The sequence below is a fragment of the Sphingobium sp. genome (genome assembly GCF_035511395.1).
Classification (GTDB): Bacteria; Pseudomonadota; Alphaproteobacteria; order Sphingomonadales; family Sphingomonadaceae; genus Sphingobium.
This window is the reverse complement of the sequence record NZ_DATKFP010000097.1, coordinates 43,714-62,188: the sequence shown is the minus strand read 5'-3', so window position 1 is coordinate 62,188 and position 18,475 is coordinate 43,714. Positions and strand designations below refer to the sequence as shown.

At 66.1% G+C, this 18,475-nt stretch carries 19 protein-coding genes; 9 read left to right on the top strand and 10 right to left on the bottom strand.

What is annotated here, in order from left to right:
• Nucleotides 1-83: 83 nt before the first annotated feature.
• Together VMR39_RS06365 and VMR39_RS06360 are read left to right on the top strand one after the other, a co-directional pair.
• The gene (locus tag VMR39_RS06365) at nucleotides 84-1,199 is read left to right on the top strand and encodes a DUF47 family protein (protein ID WP_325415146.1); all 1,116 of its coding nucleotides are present in this window, start codon (nucleotides 84-86) and stop codon (nucleotides 1,197-1,199) included.
• A gap of 24 nt (nucleotides 1,200-1,223) precedes the next feature.
• Nucleotides 1,224-2,225: an inorganic phosphate transporter gene (locus VMR39_RS06360; protein WP_179044246.1), complete on the top strand. Its 1,002-nt coding sequence runs from the start codon at nucleotides 1,224-1,226 to the stop codon at nucleotides 2,223-2,225.
• A 58-nt stretch (nucleotides 2,226-2,283) separates the two neighbouring features.
• On the opposite strand, the gene VMR39_RS06355 is transcribed toward VMR39_RS06360, so the two are convergent.
• Entirely contained in the window at nucleotides 2,284-2,457 is a 174-nt protein-coding gene (locus VMR39_RS06355; RefSeq protein WP_325415145.1) for a hypothetical protein, read from the bottom strand.
• 137 nt (nucleotides 2,458-2,594) lie between these two features.
• Here VMR39_RS06355 and VMR39_RS06350 point away from each other — a divergent pair, with 137 nt between their 5' ends.
• Both VMR39_RS06350 and VMR39_RS06345 read left to right on the top strand, forming a co-directional pair.
• A complete protein-coding gene (locus VMR39_RS06350; RefSeq protein ID WP_325415144.1) occupies nucleotides 2,595-4,004 on the top strand; it encodes a helix-turn-helix domain-containing protein in 1,410 nt (469 codons plus the stop codon).
• A 294-nt stretch (nucleotides 4,005-4,298) separates the two neighbouring features.
• On the top strand, nucleotides 4,299-4,430 hold the full coding sequence (locus tag VMR39_RS06345; protein WP_325415143.1) for a hypothetical protein: 132 nt from the start codon (nucleotides 4,299-4,301) through the stop codon (nucleotides 4,428-4,430).
• Nucleotides 4,431-4,797: 367 nt separating this feature from the next.
• Here VMR39_RS06345 and VMR39_RS06340 read toward each other — a convergent pair whose 3' ends face one another.
• Together VMR39_RS06340 and VMR39_RS06335 are read right to left on the bottom strand one after the other, a co-directional pair.
• The gene (locus VMR39_RS06340; RefSeq protein WP_325415142.1) at nucleotides 4,798-5,172 is read right to left on the bottom strand and encodes a hypothetical protein; all 375 of its coding nucleotides are present in this window, start codon (nucleotides 5,170-5,172) and stop codon (nucleotides 4,798-4,800) included.
• Complete coding sequence (locus tag VMR39_RS06335) at nucleotides 5,169-5,843, bottom strand: EI24 domain-containing protein (protein ID WP_325415141.1); 675 nt, start codon at nucleotides 5,841-5,843, stop codon at nucleotides 5,169-5,171. Before VMR39_RS06335 ends, VMR39_RS06340 begins: the two co-directional genes overlap by 4 nt.
• Before the next feature lie 112 nt (nucleotides 5,844-5,955).
• On the opposite strand from VMR39_RS06335, the gene VMR39_RS06330 reads away from it, so the two are divergent.
• Entirely contained in the window at nucleotides 5,956-6,969 is a 1,014-nt protein-coding gene (locus VMR39_RS06330) for an adenosine kinase (protein ID WP_325415140.1), read from the top strand.
• A 44-nt stretch (nucleotides 6,970-7,013) separates the two neighbouring features.
• Here VMR39_RS06330 and VMR39_RS06325 read toward each other — a convergent pair whose 3' ends face one another.
• Genes VMR39_RS06325 through tsaD form a run of 3 tightly spaced genes read right to left on the bottom strand, consistent with a single transcriptional unit; the run spans nucleotide 7,014 to nucleotide 10,594 of the window.
• Nucleotides 7,014-8,546 carry a lipopolysaccharide biosynthesis protein gene (locus VMR39_RS06325; RefSeq protein WP_325415139.1) on the bottom strand — a complete coding sequence of 511 codons (1,533 nt, stop codon included), beginning with the start codon at nucleotides 8,544-8,546 and terminating at the stop codon, nucleotides 7,014-7,016.
• Between the two features lie 45 nt (nucleotides 8,547-8,591).
• Nucleotides 8,592-9,563: an NAD(P)H-dependent glycerol-3-phosphate dehydrogenase gene (locus VMR39_RS06320; RefSeq protein WP_325415138.1), complete on the bottom strand. Its 972-nt coding sequence runs from the start codon at nucleotides 9,561-9,563 to the stop codon at nucleotides 8,592-8,594.
• Nucleotides 9,560-10,594, bottom strand: a complete 1,035-nt coding sequence (tsaD, locus tag VMR39_RS06315; protein ID WP_325415137.1) for a tRNA (adenosine(37)-N6)-threonylcarbamoyltransferase complex transferase subunit TsaD — start codon at nucleotides 10,592-10,594, stop codon at nucleotides 9,560-9,562. Before tsaD ends, VMR39_RS06320 begins: the two co-directional genes overlap by 4 nt.
• Nucleotides 10,595-10,638: 44 nt before the next feature.
• Here tsaD and hemC point away from each other — a divergent pair, with 44 nt between their 5' ends.
• The 4 genes from hemC (at nucleotide 10,639) to VMR39_RS06295 (ending at nucleotide 14,001) form a co-directional block, all read left to right on the top strand.
• Entirely contained in the window at nucleotides 10,639-11,565 is a 927-nt protein-coding gene (hemC, locus tag VMR39_RS06310; RefSeq protein ID WP_325415136.1) for a hydroxymethylbilane synthase, read from the top strand.
• Nucleotides 11,562-12,245, top strand: coding sequence for a uroporphyrinogen-III synthase (locus tag VMR39_RS06305; protein ID WP_325415135.1), 684 nt, complete (start codon nucleotides 11,562-11,564; stop codon nucleotides 12,243-12,245). The genes hemC and VMR39_RS06305 overlap by 4 nt, the downstream gene beginning before the upstream one ends.
• Nucleotides 12,242-13,132, top strand: coding sequence for a hypothetical protein (locus VMR39_RS06300; RefSeq protein WP_414712464.1), 891 nt, complete (start codon nucleotides 12,242-12,244; stop codon nucleotides 13,130-13,132). Before VMR39_RS06305 ends, VMR39_RS06300 begins: the two co-directional genes overlap by 4 nt.
• 116 nt (nucleotides 13,133-13,248) lie before the next feature.
• Entirely contained in the window at nucleotides 13,249-14,001 is a 753-nt protein-coding gene (locus tag VMR39_RS06295) for an alpha/beta hydrolase (RefSeq protein ID WP_325415134.1), read from the top strand.
• A gap of 121 nt (nucleotides 14,002-14,122) precedes the next feature.
• Here the strand turns inward: VMR39_RS06295 and VMR39_RS06290 are convergent, their stop codons facing one another.
• From VMR39_RS06290 to VMR39_RS06275, 4 genes are all read right to left on the bottom strand, one after another.
• A complete protein-coding gene (locus VMR39_RS06290) occupies nucleotides 14,123-15,808 on the bottom strand; it encodes a putative bifunctional diguanylate cyclase/phosphodiesterase (protein ID WP_325415133.1) in 1,686 nt (561 codons plus the stop codon).
• Between the two features lie 97 nt (nucleotides 15,809-15,905).
• Nucleotides 15,906-16,442 (bottom strand): Smr/MutS family protein, encoded by a 537-nt coding sequence (locus VMR39_RS06285; RefSeq protein WP_325415132.1) that lies wholly within the window; start codon nucleotides 16,440-16,442, stop codon nucleotides 15,906-15,908.
• Nucleotides 16,443-16,451: 9 nt separating this feature from the next.
• Nucleotides 16,452-17,705 carry a murein transglycosylase A gene (locus VMR39_RS06280; RefSeq protein ID WP_325415131.1) on the bottom strand — a complete coding sequence of 418 codons (1,254 nt, stop codon included), beginning with the start codon at nucleotides 17,703-17,705 and terminating at the stop codon, nucleotides 16,452-16,454.
• On the bottom strand, nucleotides 17,702-18,355 hold the full coding sequence (locus tag VMR39_RS06275; RefSeq protein ID WP_325415130.1) for a Tim44/TimA family putative adaptor protein: 654 nt from the start codon (nucleotides 18,353-18,355) through the stop codon (nucleotides 17,702-17,704). The genes VMR39_RS06280 and VMR39_RS06275 overlap by 4 nt, the downstream gene beginning before the upstream one ends.
• Between the last annotated feature and the right edge of the window lie 120 nt (nucleotides 18,356-18,475).

Genomic DNA, 18,475 nt, shown 5'->3' with positions numbered 1-18,475 from the left:
GAAGGCCGACATATCCGTCCCGAAGCGGAGCATGGCGGTCACAGGAATCTTGCGCATTGTGACAATTTCGTTACAAGCGGTCCATGCGCCAGATCGCCGCCCTGCCCTATTCCACCGCTGCCGACGGATCGATGCAAATCCTGCTGATCACGTCGCGGGAGACGCGACGCTGGGTGATTCCCAAGGGCAATCGCATCAAGGGTCTTGCCGGCCATCGCGCCGCCGAACTGGAAGCCTATGAAGAAGCAGGGATTCACGGCATCGCCTGTCCTGCGCCGCTCGGCCGCTACCGTTATGACAAGCGCAAGCGCGACGGCCGGTCGCGCGAGGCGACGGTCGAGGTTTTTCCGCTTGCGGTCACCGGCCACCTGACGCAATGGCCCGAACAGGGCCAAAGGGAACTGCGCTGGTTCCCCGTAGCCGAAGCGGCGCAGGCGGTCGACGAGCCCGACCTGCAATCGATCATCGCGGGCTTCCGCGAACCGCCCGCCGATCCGGGTTGGTTCGTGCGGCTGCTGCTGGCGATCCGCGAGAAGCAAAGTGAAAGGACTGGAATGCTGCGCTGGTTTCATGCGCTGATGCCCAAGCAGGGGCGCTTCTTCGAACAGTTCGAGGATCATGCCACTACCCTGGTCGCAGGCGCGGATGCGCTGGCGAAGCTGCTCAAGGGCGGGCCGGACATGGCCGAGCATATCAAGACGATTTCGGACCAGGAGCATGAGGCGGACGATATCATCCGCGACGTGTTGCAGGATGTCCGTCGGATCTTCGTCACCCCCTTCGATCGCAGTGCCATCACCGGCCTGATCGGCGTGATGGACGACGCGATCGACCAGATGAACCAGACGGCCAAGGCGATCACCCTGTTCGAAGCGAAGGAATTTCCGTCGCAGATGCAGGATATGAGCGCGCTGATCGTCGAATGCGCGCGCATCACGGCGGAAGCGATGCCGCTGCTGCGATCGCTGAACCTCAATTCGACGCGCCTCCATGACCTCACCGAACGGCTGGTGAAGCTGGAAGGTCACGCCGACATCCTGCACGAGGCCGGCCTCAAGGCGCTCTATGCACAGGCCCGTGCCGGGAATCCGATGGATTTCATCGTCGGCAACGAGATCTACAGCCATCTGGAAAAGGTGACCGACCGGTTCGAGGACGTCGCCAACGAGATTTCCGGCCTGGTCATCGACCACGCCTGATCGCGCGCGTCGGAACCTGATCCCATGGAAGCCCATATCGCTTTTCCGCTGCTGATCGCGTTGATCGGCGTCGCGCTCGCCTTCGATTTTCTGAACGGCCTGCACGACGCTGCCAACTCGATCGCGACCATCGTGTCGACCCGGGTGCTGAAGCCGCAATATGCGGTCGCCTGGGCCGCCTTCTTCAACTTCATCGCCTTCCTCTTCTTCGGCCTGCATGTGGCGGAGACGGTGGGCAAGGGCATCGTCGACGCCAGCATCATCGATGCGCAGGTGATCTTCGGCGCGCTGATGGGCGCGATCGCCTGGAACCTCATAACCTGGGGGCTGGGCATCCCCTCCTCCTCCAGCCATGCGCTGATCGGCGGCCTTCTGGGCGCAGGCACGGCCAAGGCCGGCCTTGGCGCGGTCGTGTGGAGCGGCGTGTTCAAGACCAGCGCGGCGATCGTCATTTCGCCTGCGGTCGGCCTGTTCCTGGCGCTGATGCTGGTGCTGCTGATCAGCTGGATTTTCCGCAGGTTCACGCCGCAGGGCGCCGACCGGGTGTTCCGCAAGCTCCAGCTTGTCTCCGCCTCCCTCTATTCGCTCGGCCATGGCGGCAATGACGCGCAGAAGACGATGGGGATCATCGCCGTATTGCTCTATTCGCAGGGCATGTTGACCGGTGGCTTCCATGTGCCGATGTGGGTGGTGCTGAGTTGCCAGGCGGCGATGGGCCTCGGCACGTTGCTGGGCGGATGGAAGATCGTCCACACCATGGGGTCGAAGATCACCCGCCTGACCCCGGCGCAGGGCTTCTGCGCGGAAACCGGGGGCGCCATCACCCTGTTCATGGCGACGCATCTGGGCGTGCCGGTGTCGACCACCCACACCATCACCGGCGCGATCGTCGGCGTGGGCGCATCGCGGCGGCTGTCGGCGGTGCGATGGAATGTGGCGTCCAGCATCATCGTCGCCTGGGTCGTCACCCTGCCCGCCTCCGCTGCGATCGGCGCGCTGTTCTACGGGCTGACAAAGCTGTTCTGAATGTAATTGGGGCGCGGTCGGTTGCCCGCCGCGCCCCTCTCCTCCCCTCGCCTTGAGCTTATGCCACGCGGCCGAGCCGGTGGTAGAGATTGGCATATTTGACCGATTCCGGCTGGTCCTGCACTTCCTTCAGATAATGCGCGATGGCGGTACGGATCAGACCGAAATCCTGCTGGCTGAAGACCGCGCGCGAGCGAGCGGGCTGGGGCTGTTCGATCGTGTCGGTGGTCATGAATTCGTCCTTTCTTCATGCCCTTGCGGGCCATGAACAACGAAATAGACAATGTCGGCGCACCCCGTAAGGCTGATGAGTGATGCGAAGTCACAATCAGATTTGGTCATTTTGTCATTCTATGACATTATGACTTTATGGCAGAGCTGACCGACCGCAAACTCTATCTGGGGCCGAAACTGCGCGTGCTGCGGCGCGAGCTTGGCCTCAACCAGACCCGGATGGCCGAAGAACTGGGCGTATCGCCCAGCTATCTCAACCATCTGGAGCGTAACCAGCGCCCGCTGACTGCGCAGATGCTGCTGCGACTCGCCAACACCTACGATATCGACATTCGCGATTTCACCGCGACCCCGACCGAGGGCGGCCCCGGCGAACTGAGCGAAATATTGTCCGACGCGCTGGTCCGCGACATCGGCATCGCCCGCGACGAGATATTGGAGGTCGCGGAAAATTATCCCGGCGTCAGCGAGGCGATCGCGCGATTCTATCGCGCACTGGGCGACCTGCGCCGCCTGCCGGGCGACGCGGCCGAGCGCAGCGGCCCTGCTCCGCTGGTCGCGCCGATCGACTGGCTGCGCGAGATCATCGCGCGGGCGGGCAATCATTTCGCGGAACTGGATGCGGGGGCGGAGGCCATCGCCGCGCAGATGAGCGACGACCCCGCCTTGCTCCAGGCCGAATTGCGCACGCGCCTGAAGGATCGGCACAATATGAGCGTGCAGGTGATGCGCGCGGACGTCATCGCCGGGTCGCTGCGTCATTATGACATGCACCGGCGGCGACTGATGCTGAGCGAGCGGCTGCCGGCATCGGGCCGGCTGTTCGCCATCGCCTATCATCTCTGCGCGCAGGAACTGGCCGAGGCGATCGGCGCGCAGGTCGCCCGCGCCGCGCCGCCCGACGAGGACAGCCGCCGCCTCGCCACCATCGCGTTCACCAATTATGCCGCCGCCGCGCTCATCATGCCCTATGACCGCTTCCGTCAGGCGGCCGAGCAGAACCGGCACGACATCGCCCTCTTGCGCGACCGGTTCGGCGTATCGACCGAGCAGGTCGCGCATCGCCTGACCAGCCTCAACCGCACCGGCGCCCGCGGCATCCCCTTCTTCATGGCGAAGATCGACCGGGCCGGCATCGTCTCCAAGCGATTTGACGGCGAAGCCTGGCCCTTCGCCCGCTATGGCGGCCTCTGTCCGCGCTGGGACGCCTGCGACGCGCGCCTGCCCGACCGGGTCGAGACGCAGTTGATCGAGACGCTGGACGGGAGGCGGTTCGTTACTTTGGCGATAGCGCTGCCGCAGGGGGCGGACGGCGGCCGGAACCGCGCCGTCATTGCGCTGGGATGCGAGGCGAAACATGCCGCGCGGATCGTCCATGCCGATGCGATCGATACGGAACAGGACGATGCGATCGCGGTCGGCCCGACCTGCCCTCTGTGCGAGCGACGCGACTGCCCCGACCGGGCGCTGCCACCGGTGACACGCGCACTCGACCTACACGGCTATGAGCGGACAATCGCGCCCTATCCGTTTCGGCGGGTCTAGATTGCTCAAGGTCGATCCGAACGGTCTGGAAGCGGCCATGAATTGACATCCTGCATCCGTTCGGCCCTTCGACAAGCTCAGGGCGAACGGCGGGTGGGAAAGCGGACGGAGAAACACCGAACAGTTGCAGTAATTCCTGAGATGAGAAATAATCGTCTAATGCAGACGGTATCGGCAACGCCCAGCAAACATCGCTATTTGGCGGAAATTGTGCTCGTCGCCATATTTGCTTCCGTCGCGACCTACATGTCCGTTATTTTTTCTGTGCCGCCAAGCCCTTGGAATGCTTTGTGAATGATGGCATTCCCGGTTTTTCTAGGCCTCGCTCTCAATAAAAATGCAGCGCGCATCGTGATGGCCATCGTTTTGTTGATCGTATCGCTGATTGCCAGTTCGATTGTCGGCAACGCTATGGGCGGCATCTAAAGCCGCCGGTCCGCTCTACACCCTTTTCGTCATTCCCGCGCAGGCGGGAACCCATCTCCCGGCCTCGCCGCGCGCGCAGCGTTGGGGAGATAGCCCCAGCTCCGCATGATTGAAATTGCGCGGAAACATTGAAGATATGAAACAGTAAAAGGGCGTCCAAATTCGCCCATCCTGTTCCCCTTACAATGTAGGATTGCCTCTGATCTATCCTGTTCGATGGATCAGCACGCCCCTCGCCCGCCCTCGACGCACCACCGGCGCGCGGGTGACGCTTCGACGGCGCAACCCTGCCGAAAAACCCATGAAATGCATCAGCAAAAATACCAGCCACGGTGTGAACTTCGGGCCTATGACCCTGTCGATCGCTCTATTTCGCCTGCAATGCGTTCGCACAGGCAGCCGGATCGACGTCCGTCCCGGTCGGCGAACGCGCGTCAACATGCGTGACCACCGGCTCCTTGCCCCGAGCGGGCGCGTAGAGATAGGCGTCGAGTACGCAGCGCCCATTGGCGAATTGCAGCTTGCGCACGGTCGTCTCGCGAATGTCGAGCCGGGGCGTGCCGAACATCTGCGTCAGCTTGCGCGCATCCGATCCCGTCAGCGGACCGGGCTTGGTGAAGGCGCTGGCGGGCGGGCCGGGCGGCGGCTGGATCTGCGCCGAGGGCGGAGGAACGATCGCACCCCCGCACGCCGCCAGCGAAAGCGCGAGCAGGGAGGTCAGGCCCGAACGGAGGAGCTTCATGGCTTTGTCGTCTTTCGTCCGAGCAGCATGTGGATCGCCATAGCCGCGCTGAAGATCGGCGCAAGCAGGTTGGCGACCGGCACCAGGAACAGAATCGCCGAAACGAGGCCCATGAGCCACCGGCTGCCACGCGACAGCGGCGGCAGGGCGGGATGACGCGGCTCCACCATGTCGGCCATGTCGCGGCCGAGCAGATAGGCGTTCAGGGCCAGGAACAGCCCGACCGTCCCCACCCCCGTCACCAGCAGCAGCACATAGGCGGGCAGCGCGACGAGATTCCAGCCGATCGTCCGCATGAGCGAAGCGACCGCGAAGCGCAAGCTGCGCGCCCAGCCGACCGGGCGGGCAGCGGCGTGGGGATAATCGTCGCGTTCCACCGCCTCGATGATGTCGTCGGCGAACAGGCCCATCACTGCCATGGCGGTGGCGCGGAACAGCAGCCATCCCGCCGCGATCATCACCAGCACCGTCGCGGTCGCCTCGCCAAAGCCGCCCCAGACCCCGTTCGTTCCCCAACCGAAATGCAGCCGCAGCGCGTGGAATCCGATCCACAGCGCAGCGGCCAGCAGGCCGAACAGCAGCAGCGTCAGGATGATCGTCTTCATCATCAGGCGCAGCGCGGCGCCGTGGAAGATGGAGGGGAAGGCGCGCAGGGCGGCGGTCAGGACCATGGGCCAGCTATCCTCTTGCGCCGACGCGCCGTCAATCAGCGCCGTTGCATGGGAGCCGCCGGATCGGTAAAGGCCGTGAAATTTTATTTCCATCACAAGACAAGGATATTGCGTGACCGCACCTGCAGATGTTCAGCTCCCGGCGCTCGACGTCGTGGCGATCGGCAATGCCATCGTCGACGTTCTCGCCCGCAGCGACGATGGCTTCCTCGCCGAACATGCGCTGACCAAGGGCGGCATGCAGCTGATCGACGCCGAAATGGCCGAGACACTCTATGCCGACATGCCGCAGGCGAAGGAAATCAGCGGCGGATCGGCCGCCAACACGCTCGCCGGCCTTGCCGCGCTGGGCAAGAAGTGCGGCTTCATCGGTCAGGTCAATGACGACCAGCTGGGCGCGGTCTTCGCGCATGACGTGCGCGCGCTCGGCATCCGTTTCGACACGCCGGTCATGCACGGCGAAGTGCCGACCGCGCGCTGCCTCATCCTGGTGACGCCCGACGCGCAGCGCACGATGAACACCTTCCTCGGCGCGTCGCAGTTCCTGCCGGAAGCGGCGGTCGATTTCGACCTGATCCGGTCGGCGAAGATCCTCTATCTCGAAGGCTATCTCTGGGATCCGCAGCAGCCCCGCGCGGCGATGCGCGCGGCGATCGACGCCGCACGCGGCGCGGGCCGCAAGGTCGCCTTCACCCTGTCGGACAATTTCGTGATCGACCGCCATCGCGCCGACTTCATCGACCTGATCGACCAGGGGCTGATCGACATCCTCTTCTCGAACGAGGGCGAGATCCAGTCGCTGGCGCAGGTCGACGATTTCGACGCCGCGCTGGCACGTTTCGCCGACAAGGTGCCGGTGCTGGTGTCGACCCGCAGCGAAAAGGGCGCGGTCGCCATCGTCGAGGGCATACGCCATGAAGCCCCCGCCGCGCCGGTGTCGCAGATCATCGACACGACCGGCGCAGGCGACCTGTTCGCGTCGGGCTTCCTAGCCGCCCATATCGACGGCCGCAGCGTCGAGGATGCGCTGGCGCTGGGCGCCGCCGCGGCGGCCGAAGTTATCTCGCACTGGGGGGCGCGGCCCGAGGAAGATCTGGGTCAGATCCGCGACAAGCTGTTCGCGTAAGGGTTGGAAAAAGCTCCGCCTCTCATCGGAGAGGCGGGGCTTTTTTATGCCGGCTTCTGCTTGCGGAACAGGGCGCGGTCATCGGACCCGAAGCCCCAGCGCCAGATGACGAGGCCATAAGCGCCCAATATCGCCCATACCCCGACCGCCAGCTCGACCCATTCAAAACGGGCCGGCAGGGCGACGAACCCCGCCCCGACAATGCAGGCGACCCCCGCCGCGCTCAGCAGCGGCCAGCGCCAGGCGTTGATCGGCTCATCCAGCAGCCGCGACAGCAGCCGCGCCTTGACGAACGCGCCCAGCCCCAGCGCCAGACAGAGCGCGAGCGCCGGCGCGGCTGCGATCCACATGGGCGGCAGCTCCATCGCCCGCGCCGCGAAGATCAGGGCGAAGCTGAAGCCCGCCTGACAGCCTATCATCACCAGCGAGATCATCAGGTTGCGATGGCGAGCGATATAGACCAGCGCCGATTCGCTGACGACCGCCGTCGCCGCGACCACTTCGGCCAGCAGCAGGAAGGCGAGCGCCCCGGTGCCGCCGACGAAATGCGGACCGACCAGCCCCATCACCGCCTCGCCGGGGATACCGAGCGCCAGCGCGATGCCGGCCTGCGCCGCGATGATCCAGAAGCCGACCTGGCTGACCTGCCGCGCGATGGCGCCGAGATTGTTTTCCGCAAGGTTGCGGGTGATGACCGGGCCGAGGATGGGATCGAAGCTGGTCTTGAGCTTCTGCGGCAGCGACGCGACCTGCTGCGCGACATAATAGATGCCGATCACTGCCGGGCTGACGAACAGGCCAAGGATCGCCATGTCGAGCCGGCGCGATCCCCATTCGACGCCGTCCGCGGCCGCCAGCGGCAGATTACGCCGCGCGAGGCGCCATAGCCTGCCAGCATTGGGACGCCAGCCGCGCGGCAGGCCATAATGGCGCAGCATCGGAATGATCGAGGCGACCAGCGCCGCGATCATCGACACGGCGTAGGAGAGGATCAGGCCGTCACGCAGCGAATAATAGGCAAAGCCGAAGGCGCCGATGCTGATCGCCCATGGCTCGATGATCGACCGCGCCCGCACGGTTGCGCCGACATCGAAGCGATAGGCGCAGGCGGCCAGCGCCACGTCCGATCCCGCCACCGCAATCACCACCAGCGCCAGCAGCCGGTCCAGCCCGTTGACGCCGCTGTTCGGGAACATCGCGTGGGGAAAGGCGACGAGGATCGCCGACCCCAACAGCGCGGCGAGCAGGGTCACGACCATAGCGTCGGTCACGACGTGATTATGCGGCCGCTCCGTCTGTGATAGCGCACCGGCGAGGCCTCGCTTCAGGCCCAGCGTTGCGATCTGGGCGATGAACTCGACCACCAGCACGGCATAGGCGAAGCGGCCCAGCGCATCGGCGCCATACCAGCGACCGGCGATGAACAAAAAAGGCAGGCGGGCAGCGAGGCGGAGCAGGAAACCGAACACATTGGTCCGCCCGCCCTTGGCGAGGGCGGCGATATCATCCCGGTCCTCGGGCCGGCCCTGGGGCAACGATGCGTCCGTCGCCAAAATTGCCTTATCTCCCTGCGTCATTCTTCAATGTCGATTCTAGATGGTGTGCAGCCAAAGCGCGACGGCTTATTCGGGACGCAACGGGCGCGCGAGCAGCGCGTCGATGACCTGCCCCAGCGGTGCGGCATCGGCCAGCAGCGCGCAGACCGCTTCCACCACCGGCATTTCGACGCCCGCCGCGCGTGCGGCGTCGCGCAGCACCGGCGCGGTATGCGCGCCTTCCGCCACAGTGCGGCGGTTGGACAGCAGTTCGGCCGCGCTCGCCCCCTCGCCCAGCCCCTTGCCGAGCGAGAAGTTGCGTGAATTGGTGGAGGAGCAGGTGAGGACCAGGTCGCCCAGCCCCGACAGCCCGCCCAGCGTCTCCACCCGCGCACCGCGCGCCAGCCCGAAACGCGTCATTTCGGCGAAACCCCGGCTGATGAGCGCCGCACGGGCGTTGAGGCCGAGCCCCGCGCCTTCCGCGACTCCGCAGGCGATGGCCAGCACATTCTTGACCGCGCCACCAATTTCCGCGCCGATCACGTCGTCGGACAAATAGGGGCGGAAGGACGCGCGCGCGATCCGCGCGGCAAGGCGCTGGCCCAGTTCCGCGTCTTCACAGGCGAGCGTGATGGCGGTCGGCAGCCCCTTCGCGACTTCATGCGCGAAGGTCGGGCCGGACAGGACGGCGATGGGCGATGTCGGCTGCGCCTGCTGCGCCACTTCAGACATGAGCAGGCTGGTGCCCGCCTCGATCCCCTTGGAACAAAGGACGAGTGGTACGCCGGCGGGGGCCTGCGCCACGACGCTGCGCAGATGCTGGGCGGGGCTGACCACCAGCAGCATCTCGCATGTCTCCAGGTCCGCCATCGCACCGGTCGCGCGGATCGAGTGGGAGAGCGGGATATTGGGAAGGTAGAGCGGATTTTCATGGGAGACGTTGATCGCATCGACCACGTCCGGTTCCAGCGCCCATAACGTTACGCCCTGCCCATCGCTGGCCAGCAGTTGCGCCAGGGCCGTACCCCATGCGCCCGCGCCGATGACTCCCGCCTTCATGCCTTCACTCCTGCTCCGCGCGCCTTTTCCGCCGCCGGGTCGAGCGGCCAGCGCGGCCGCGCCGGGACGGTAAGATCATCGACCAACCCCGCAGCATAGCGTTCCGCGCCCGCCCAGGCGATCATCGCCGCATTGTCGGTACACAACCACAGCGGCGGTGCGACGAAGGGCAGGTCGTGCGCAGCCGCCAGCGCTTCGAGCGCGGCGCGGATTGGCTGGTTGGCGGCGACACCGCCGGCGACGACCAGCGCCGTCGCGCCCTCGCTCTCGCCCAGCGCGCGGCGGGTGCGATCGATCAGGCAGTCGATCACCGCCTGCTGGAAGGAAGCGGCGATATCTTCGGTCGAATATTGGTCGGACTGGACGGCGCGCATCACCGCACTCTTGAGCCCCGCGAAGGAGAAATGCGGCTCCGCCGTGCCCACCAGCGGGCGCGGCAGCGGAACGGCCTTGGGATTGCCAAGCGCCGCCGCCTTTTCGACCTGCGGGCCGCCCGGATAGCCGAGTCCGAGCAGCTTCGCAGTCTTGTCGAACGCCTCGCCCGCCGCATCGTCGATGGTGGTGGCCAGCCGCGCATAGTCGCCCGGCCCCTTCACATGCAGAAGCTGGCAATGGCCGCCCGACACGAGCAGCAGCAGATATGGGAATTGCAGATTGCGGTCGGCGAGGCGCGGCGAAAGCGCATGACCTTCCAGATGATTGACCGCCACCAGCGGCTTGCCCGCCGCATGGGCGAGCGCCTTGCCCGTGACGAGGCCGACCATCACCCCGCCGATCAGCCCCGGCCCGGCGGTCGCTGCGATCACGTCGACATCCGCCAGCGTCATGTCGGCATCGGCCAGCGCGGCCTCGATCAAGGGGGCAAGCGCCTCCACATGCGCGCGCGCCGCGATTTCGGGCACGACCCCGCCATAGGGGCGATGCGCCTCCTCCTGTGTCGCGAGACGATGCGCCAGAATCCGGCCGTCAGCGCTCACCAGCGCCGCCGCGGTTTCGTCGCAGCTTGATTCCAGGCCGAGAATGATGGTCATTGCCGCTTCCATCTAATGCCACTGGTCATTAGAGCAAGCCGGATATGCTTTTCACCGACCGACCGTTGCGCCTGGGCACCAGGGGATCGCCGCTCGCACTGGCACAGGCGCGCCTGACCGTTCAGGCCTTGTGTGCCGCCCACGGCTGGGCGCAGGACGCGATCGAGATCGTAACTGTGCAGACCAGCGGCGACCGGATTCAGGACCGGGCGCTGGCCGAGATAGGCGGCAAGGCGCTGTGGACCAAGGAGCTGGACCGGGCGCTGGTGGCGGGGGAGATCGACTTTTCCGTGCATAGCATGAAGGATGTGGAGACGGTGCGCCCCGAAGCCTTCCGTATCGCCGCCATGCTGCCCCGCGCCGATGTGCGTGACAAGCTGGTGGGGGTAGAGCATTTCGACGCGCTCCCGGCCAATCCATTGGTAGGCACCAGTTCACCGCGCCGCGCCGCGCAGGTGAAGCGGTTGCGGCCCGATGCGACCATCACCCTGTTTCGGGGCAATGTCGCGACGCGCCTTGCCAAGCTGGCGGCGGGCGATGTCCATGCCACGCTGCTGGCGGCGGCGGGACTGGACCGGCTGGACCAGAGCGCGGTCGGGACGACGATCCCTATCGACATGATGCTGCCCGCCCCTTCGCAGGGTGCGGTCGGGATCGAGGCGCTGGCCGACAACGCGCCGGTGCTGGAGGCGCTGGCCGCCATCAACGATTCGGATACGCATGACGCAGTGATGGCCGAACGCGCGGTGCTGCGCGGTCTCGGCGGCACCTGCCATTCGCCGATCGCGGCGCTGGCGCTGGTAGAGGGCGACGCCCTGTTCCTGCGTGCCGAGATCATCAGCCCCGACGGGACCGAGACGGTGCGCGAGGAAGCAAGGCTGGCGCGCGGTGACGAGGCGATGGCGCAAACCATCGGCCGCACGCTGCTGGATCGCGCCAGCCCGGCATTGCGCACGCTGTTCGAAGCATGAGGCGCGTCCTCATCCTGCGGCCTGAACCGGCGGCGGGCAGAACCGCCGCAAAAGCACGGGCGCTGGGGATGGACGCACGACTGCACTCCCTGTTCGCGCCGCAACCGATCGACTGGGCGCCGCCCGTGCCGGAGGATTTCGACGCGCTGCTGCTGACCAGCGCCAATGGCGTGCATCTCGCCGGGCCGGCCCTGCTCCACTACCGGGGTCTGCCCACTTATGCTGTCGGCGCGACGACCGCTCGGGCGTTGACCGAGGCAGGCTTTCCCGATGTCCGGGTCGGGACGCGCGACGGCAGCGCGATCGCAGCCCAGATCGCAGTCGACGGCCATGCTCGCGTCCTGCATCTGGCAGGCAAGACCGTCGCGCCGATGTGGACCGGACCGATCGAACTCACGCGCATCCCGGTCTATGGCATGACCGGCCTGCCGGCTGATCCCGCCCTTATCGCAGATGCCGTACCCGGCTCGATCCTGCTGGTCCATTCGCCGCGCGCGGGCGAACGGCTGGCGACGCAGATGCCGCAGGCGCAGCGCACCGGCCTGCATCTGGTCGCCATCAGCGTCGCGGCGCTGGCAATGTGCGGCGACGGCTGGGCCAGCGTGCAGGCGCCTGACCAGCCGGTCGATGACGAGATGCTGGCCCTCGCCCTGCGTTTGTGCGAAGGACATGCGCAATGACAGATCAAGGGGCCAGCATGAACGACGCGGACGGGGTGGCCAGCACGACCGTGACGCCACCGTCCGCGCGCCGGCGCAATATCCTGCCGATGCTGATCCTCCTGCTGCTGGCCTTTGCCCTGGGCGTTGCGCTGACCGCCTGGGCCTGGCCGCAGATCCAGCGCCGCTGGGGCGATCCGCAGGTCCAGCCCGCCGCTCAGCCGCTGGCCGTCGGCGCCCTGCCCAGCGTGCCGACCCGTCCGCTCACCGCCGACGCCGCGCAGATGCTCGACGGGCGCGTGGCGCAACTGGAAGAAAGGTTGACCCGCATCACGGTCGAGGCGCAGACCGCATCCGCCAACGCCGCGCGCGCCGAAGGGCTGCTGGTAGCCTTCGCCGCCCGCCGCGCGCTCGATAATGGCGCGCCGCTCGGTTATATCGAGGGCCAGTTGCGCCTGCGTTTCGGCCAGGCCCAGCCGCGCGCCGTCGCCACCATCATCAACGCCGCACGCGAGCCGGTGACGCTGGCTGACCTGCGCGCGGGCCTGGCCGATATCGGCATCATCGTCACCACGCCGCCGGGTAACGCCAGTTGGTGGGAAGCGCTGCGTCATGAGGCGCGCGAACTCATCACCATTCACAAGGCGTCCACGCCGTCGACCCGCCCGCAGGCTGCCTATGAACGGGCCTTGCGCTATCTCGATGGCGGCCGGGTAAGTGCCTCGCTCGCCGAGGTAGAACATATGCCAGGGCGGGCCGTTGCGGAACGCTGGGTACAGATGGCCCGTCGCTATATGGAAGCGCGTCGCGCGCTCGACCTCATCGAAACGGCGGCGATCCTGGAACCCCGTACCCTTCGTAGCACGGAAGGCGCACCGGTCGCCCAAACCTCACCGCTGGCGCCCTGAGCGGTTGTCACAAACGACGAACCGTTAACCGCAGGCGTTGAAACCGATAGACGCAGATTGCGTTTGTCACGATAGTGTCATCTTTCGCCCTCCGGGGTTCAGGGATAACTGTCGTCGTGCCGCCTTACGCCCAAGCCGTTACCACATTCTGGAAGGATCGTCTTGCGCCCGGACCGCGCGCGGCCGTGCTTCCGCCTGTGCAGCAGTTGCTGGGCAATCTGTCGGTTCCCTTCGACCTCGCGCGGACGAAGGCGCAGGCAGCAATATTGGCCGGCCAGATCAACGGCGACGGCCGCAGCGTGCTGCTGATCCCCGGCCTGATGGCGTCGGAACAGCGCATGGGCTGGCTGCGCGATATCCTGACCGCCGCCGGCTATGACGCGCATGACTGGGGCATGGGGCGCAATTTCGGGCCGCGCCCCGACAGCCTGGAGAAGATCGACCAACGCGTTGACGCCATTCGCAGGCAGGGCAGTGGCGCGCCGGTGACGCTGGTGGGCTGGAGCCTTGGCGGTCTCTATGCCCGTGAATATGCGAAATTCGCCGCGCACAAGGTGGGCGGCGTGGTGACGATGGGCACCCCCTTTTCCGGCGATCCGCGCGCCAACCATGCCTGGCGGCTCTATCAGCTGGTATCGGGCTTTCCGGTTGACCGTCCACCTTTTCCCTGCACCCGCGAGGAAAAGCCCCCGGTGCCGACAGTGGCCCTCTGGTCGAAGCGCGACGGCGTTATCCTGCCCGAATGCGCCAAGGGCCGCATCGGTGAGCGCGACAAGGCGATCGAGGTCGACTGCACCCATATGGGATTCGCCGCATCGCCCGAAGGCATAGCGGCCGTGGGCAAGGCGCTGGACGGCATGACCCATTGAGGGGCAGCCTTGATTGATAGCGATGGATCGACGGGAAGTGTTTCAACAAAAGGTTGAAGGCCGGGCATTTGCCGGGCCGGCATCCCGTTATGCTCAGGCCGTTATGCTCAGGCCGTTATGCTCAGGCGCCGCGCTGTTCCAGCCGTGCTAGTGGCGCAGTGAAGCGGTCGATATAGGCGTCCTCGCGGATCGGGCGCGCCAGATGATAGCCTTGGAAGAGCGAGCAGCCGATGACGCGGAGTACATCCATCTGCGCCTGGCTTTCGACGCCCTCGACCACGACTTCCATGCCCAGCCCCTGGATCAGGCCGACGACAGCACTGCATATGGTGCGCGCCTCGGCGGATGTTGCGATGTCGCGTACGAGGCTGCGGTCGATCTTAACCCGGTCTACGGGCAATTCCTTGAGGCGGCTGAGGTTGGAATAGCCGGTACCGAAATCGTCGATTGCGATCCGCACGCCATCTTCCCGCAGTGCATGCAACTGCGTCAGGATGCGTGGTTCCATGTCCATGGCCAGCGATTCGGTGATTTCCAGTTCCAGCATCGCGGGCGGCGTCGCATGTGTCGCCATGGCGTGGCGCAGGCGCAGGAAAAAATCTGCCTGCGCCAGCTCCCGCATACTGATGTTGATGGCGATGCGATGGTCGATGCCACTCCGCGCCCAGCGTGCGGCGGTTTCGCACACCCTGCTCATCACCCAGTCACCCAGCGCGACGATGGCGCCGCTTTCCTCGGCAATAGGGACGAAGGCGCCCGGCAGTACCAGATCGCGTTCGGGATGCGCCCAGCGCACCAGCGCTTCGGCGACGACCGCCCGGCCGCTGCCGACATCGATCTGCGGCTGGAACTCCAGCAAAAACTCCTCACGCTGCAACGCGATCAGCAGTTCGCGCTCCAGCTCCGCGCGATCGGCGGCTTCCAGCGCCAGTTCGGCGGTGTATATTTCTGCCCGGCCGCGCCCTTCATGCTTGGCATGATACATGGCGATGTCGGCGGCGCGCAGCAGGGCAGACAAGGTATCGCCATGCTCCGGATAGCAGGCGATGCCGATCGATGCGCCCAGCTCGACATGCTGGCTCCCAAGGTCGAATCGCTCGTTGAGCGCGAACTGGATGGCACGCGCGATCCGGGATGCGGCGCTGCGGCCGGGCAGGATTGGGAAGAACATGGTGAACTCGTCGCCCGCCAGGCGTCCGATTACCGCGTCGCCGGTGCCATTGCTGACCTGCGCCATCACGACCTCGCGCAGGCGGCCGGCGACACGGGCGAGCAACTGGTCGCCCGCCGCATGGCCCAGCGTATCGTTGACGCCCTTGAACCCGTCCAGGTCGATGAAGAAAAGGGCCGCCATGCCGGCATCGGCCCGCTCGGCCAGATGGCGTTCGACCTGACGGCAAAAGCTGGTTCGGTTGGCAAGGCCGGTGATCTGGTCGAACAGGGCGAGCGCCTGCACATGGTCGAGATTGGTGCGCACCTGACTGAACAGGCTTTCCATCGCAACGGACAGTTCGGGCAGTTCGCCGCCAATATCCCTGGGCACCGGGGATTGCAGGTCGCCATGGGCGGCGGACACGAGACGCTCGGTGGCGGCATCGATTGCAGCAGCGGTGGTGGCCATCGATCGGCTGGCCGATGCCCAGCTCATGGTGCCGCACAAGATCGCGATGATAAGCGCGCGGCCGACCTGCATCACATCATCGTCCTGGCCGGGGCTATAGCCCAGCACCAGCGACAGGATGAACACCAGCGCTCCCGCGGCGCAGGCGAAAGCTGTGGCGCGGCTTTTCAACGTCACGCCCTGCATTCGTCTCCCGCCCGATTGCCGACCCATGTCAGGGGCCCGATCCACCGGATATGAAGGAGAGTGGTTAAGAAAGGGTCAGCGGATTGCGAGCGAAGCGTTATTTTTTGCGACGCAAAATCAGGTAGATCGCGCCATCACCGCCGTGGCGGGGATGGGCGACCCGGACGCTGGCGATGCGGTCGGCATAGGGGCTGGTTTCCAGCCAATGCCCGATTTCGCCGCGAATCGCGCCGCGCCGCCCGCCGCCCGGTGTCGTTGCATTTTTCGGCGGTTTACCGGTCACGACCAGCAAGGTCCGGGCATCCTGCGCCAGTGCCTGAGCCAGCGCCTGGTTAAGTCTGTTGTGCGCCGCGGCAAGGCTATGGCCATGCAGGTCGATGCTCATTTCCGGCGCCAGATTGCCGCTACGGATTCGTCGTTCCCAGCTGGAATCGAGCATGGCGGCGGGGGCCGGTGCAGGCTTGGGCGGCGGGGCCGGTCGGGCCTGCGGCGTTAACCCTGTCTTGGCAGGCGGCAACGGCATGGGGGTGGCGGACAGGCCGGGATGGCGCTGGCCAGGGCGAAGCGGTCGCACCGATCGCGTCAGCGCGTCCCAGAGCGCCTCTTCCTCATTGGTGAGCCGGCGCCGGACCATGGTCCGGCGTCAGGGTTGCGCGAGCCGCGCTGCCGATCCGATCGGCAACAGGATGAGGGCGCTGCCCCGTGCCGACATGCCGCCGGCAATGCCGCGCGCCCGCGCGCCCGCGCCCCAGAAGCTGTCGAATCGGTTGGCACCCTTGATCGCGCCGCCCGTATCCTGTGCAACCCAGATGCCATTGGGTTCGGCCCGGTCGAGCGAGAGCAGCACCGGCGCGCCCAGCGGAATGAACTTGGGGTCGGCCGCGACGGTAGCTTCCGGCGTCACCGGTACGCCCAGCGCGCCCAGAGGCCCCGCCCCGGTCAGTTCGCGGAAGAAGACGAAGCTTCTGTTCTCGTTCATGATCGCCGCGCCCTCGGCGGGATTGGCGCGCAGATATTGCATGATATCCTGCATCGACCCGGCCTGGATCAGGCCACGATCCTTCATCAGCTTGCCGATACCGGTATAGTCGCGGCCATTCTGCCCATCATAGCCGATGCGCATCACCCCGCCATCGGGCAGGTTCAGCCGCCCGCTGCCCTGCACCTGAAGGAAGAAGAATTCCACCGGATCGGCCGCCCAGGCCAGTTCCAGCCCGCGCCCGGCGAGCGATCCGCTGACGATCTGGCTGCGTTCGTCATAGGGGACGAACTTGGTACCGTTCACCTTGCCGCGGATCGACTTGCCCTTGAGGCTGTCGCTGAACTGGCCGAGATCGACGTCGATCAGGTCGTTGGGACGGCGGTAGATCGGCACCTGATAACCCGGCTGGCGGGTACGCGATCCGCTGATTTCCGGTTCATAATAGCCGGTGACGAAGGCCTTGCCCTCACCGACCTGCACCGCCTCGAAATAGCGGGAAAAGAACTCGCTCGCCGACGCTTCGGGCCAGCTCGATGCGGCGGCGCAGCTGCTGTTCCAGTCCGACCCGCGCGTCAGGCCGCTCTGGTCGGTACGACGCATGAGCGTCGGGCAGGACAGGCGGAACGCCTGGAGCGCGGCGCGCGCGCGCGCGCCCGACGGGATCAGGCTGGCAATATCGGGTCCGCGCGTGACGCCAAGACCGGCGGCCGTGCTCTGGTCAAGCACCGGCTCGGTCGGTACCTCGACCGGCAATGCAGGACGGGGCGTGGCCGGCGTGGGGCGGGTTGCCCCTTCGCCTGACGGCACGGGGCGTGTGGGGGCAGGGCCGCCGCTCGACGGCGGGATTACGCCGCCCGCGCAGGCGGACAGCATCAGCGCCGCAAGCAGCGCAGCCCCCGATTGGCGACGAATCATGCTTCGTCGGTTTCGCTAAGCTTCCAGTTCGGGTCCGCGCTGCGGACGTCGCGGGTGAAGGTCCAGATGTCCTTGGTACCGATCGCGTCGGTCAGCGATCCAGCGATGACATTGCCGTCCTTGTCACGCGTGACAGCGGCGATGTCAGCTTCGAAACGCAGCGCCACTTCGGCGGTGCGGCCGTTGATCGAGGCCTCGACGATCTGCGCCTTGTCGATACGGACCAGACGGTTGTCGAGCACATGGCCCTCCACCTCGCGCGCCGCGATCGCTTCTTCGAAGGAAGCCAGCACATCGGTGTCGCACAACCAGGCCAGTTGGTCGCGATCGCCGCGCCAGAAGGCTTCCAGCACCATCTTGTAGGCGCTCTTGGCCCCGTCCACGAATTGCGGCACGTCGAAGCTGCGGTCGGAGGCGATCAGTGCGCGGACGCCGGTTTCGGCGCCGGGTGCGATCAGCCCTTCGGCCAGCCGCACCGAATCGCCGCTATTCGGGGCCGGCGGGCCGGGTTGCAGCACCGTCACCTTGGCGCGTTCATCGGCGGGGCGCAGTGCAGGCTCCTGCTCGTGGCCGGTACGCTTGCCCAGCACAGAATAGAGCCGCAGCGCCAGAAAACCGGCGATCATGGCGAGGATGACGATCACATACACGGAAAGCTATACCCTTTGCGTGGGACAATGTTCCTGCCAACATAGGCATGTTTGTCGCCAACTTCAAATAGTGCGCATGGGGGAGCTACCATTGCTCTGCCTTTGCGCCCCTGCTAAGCG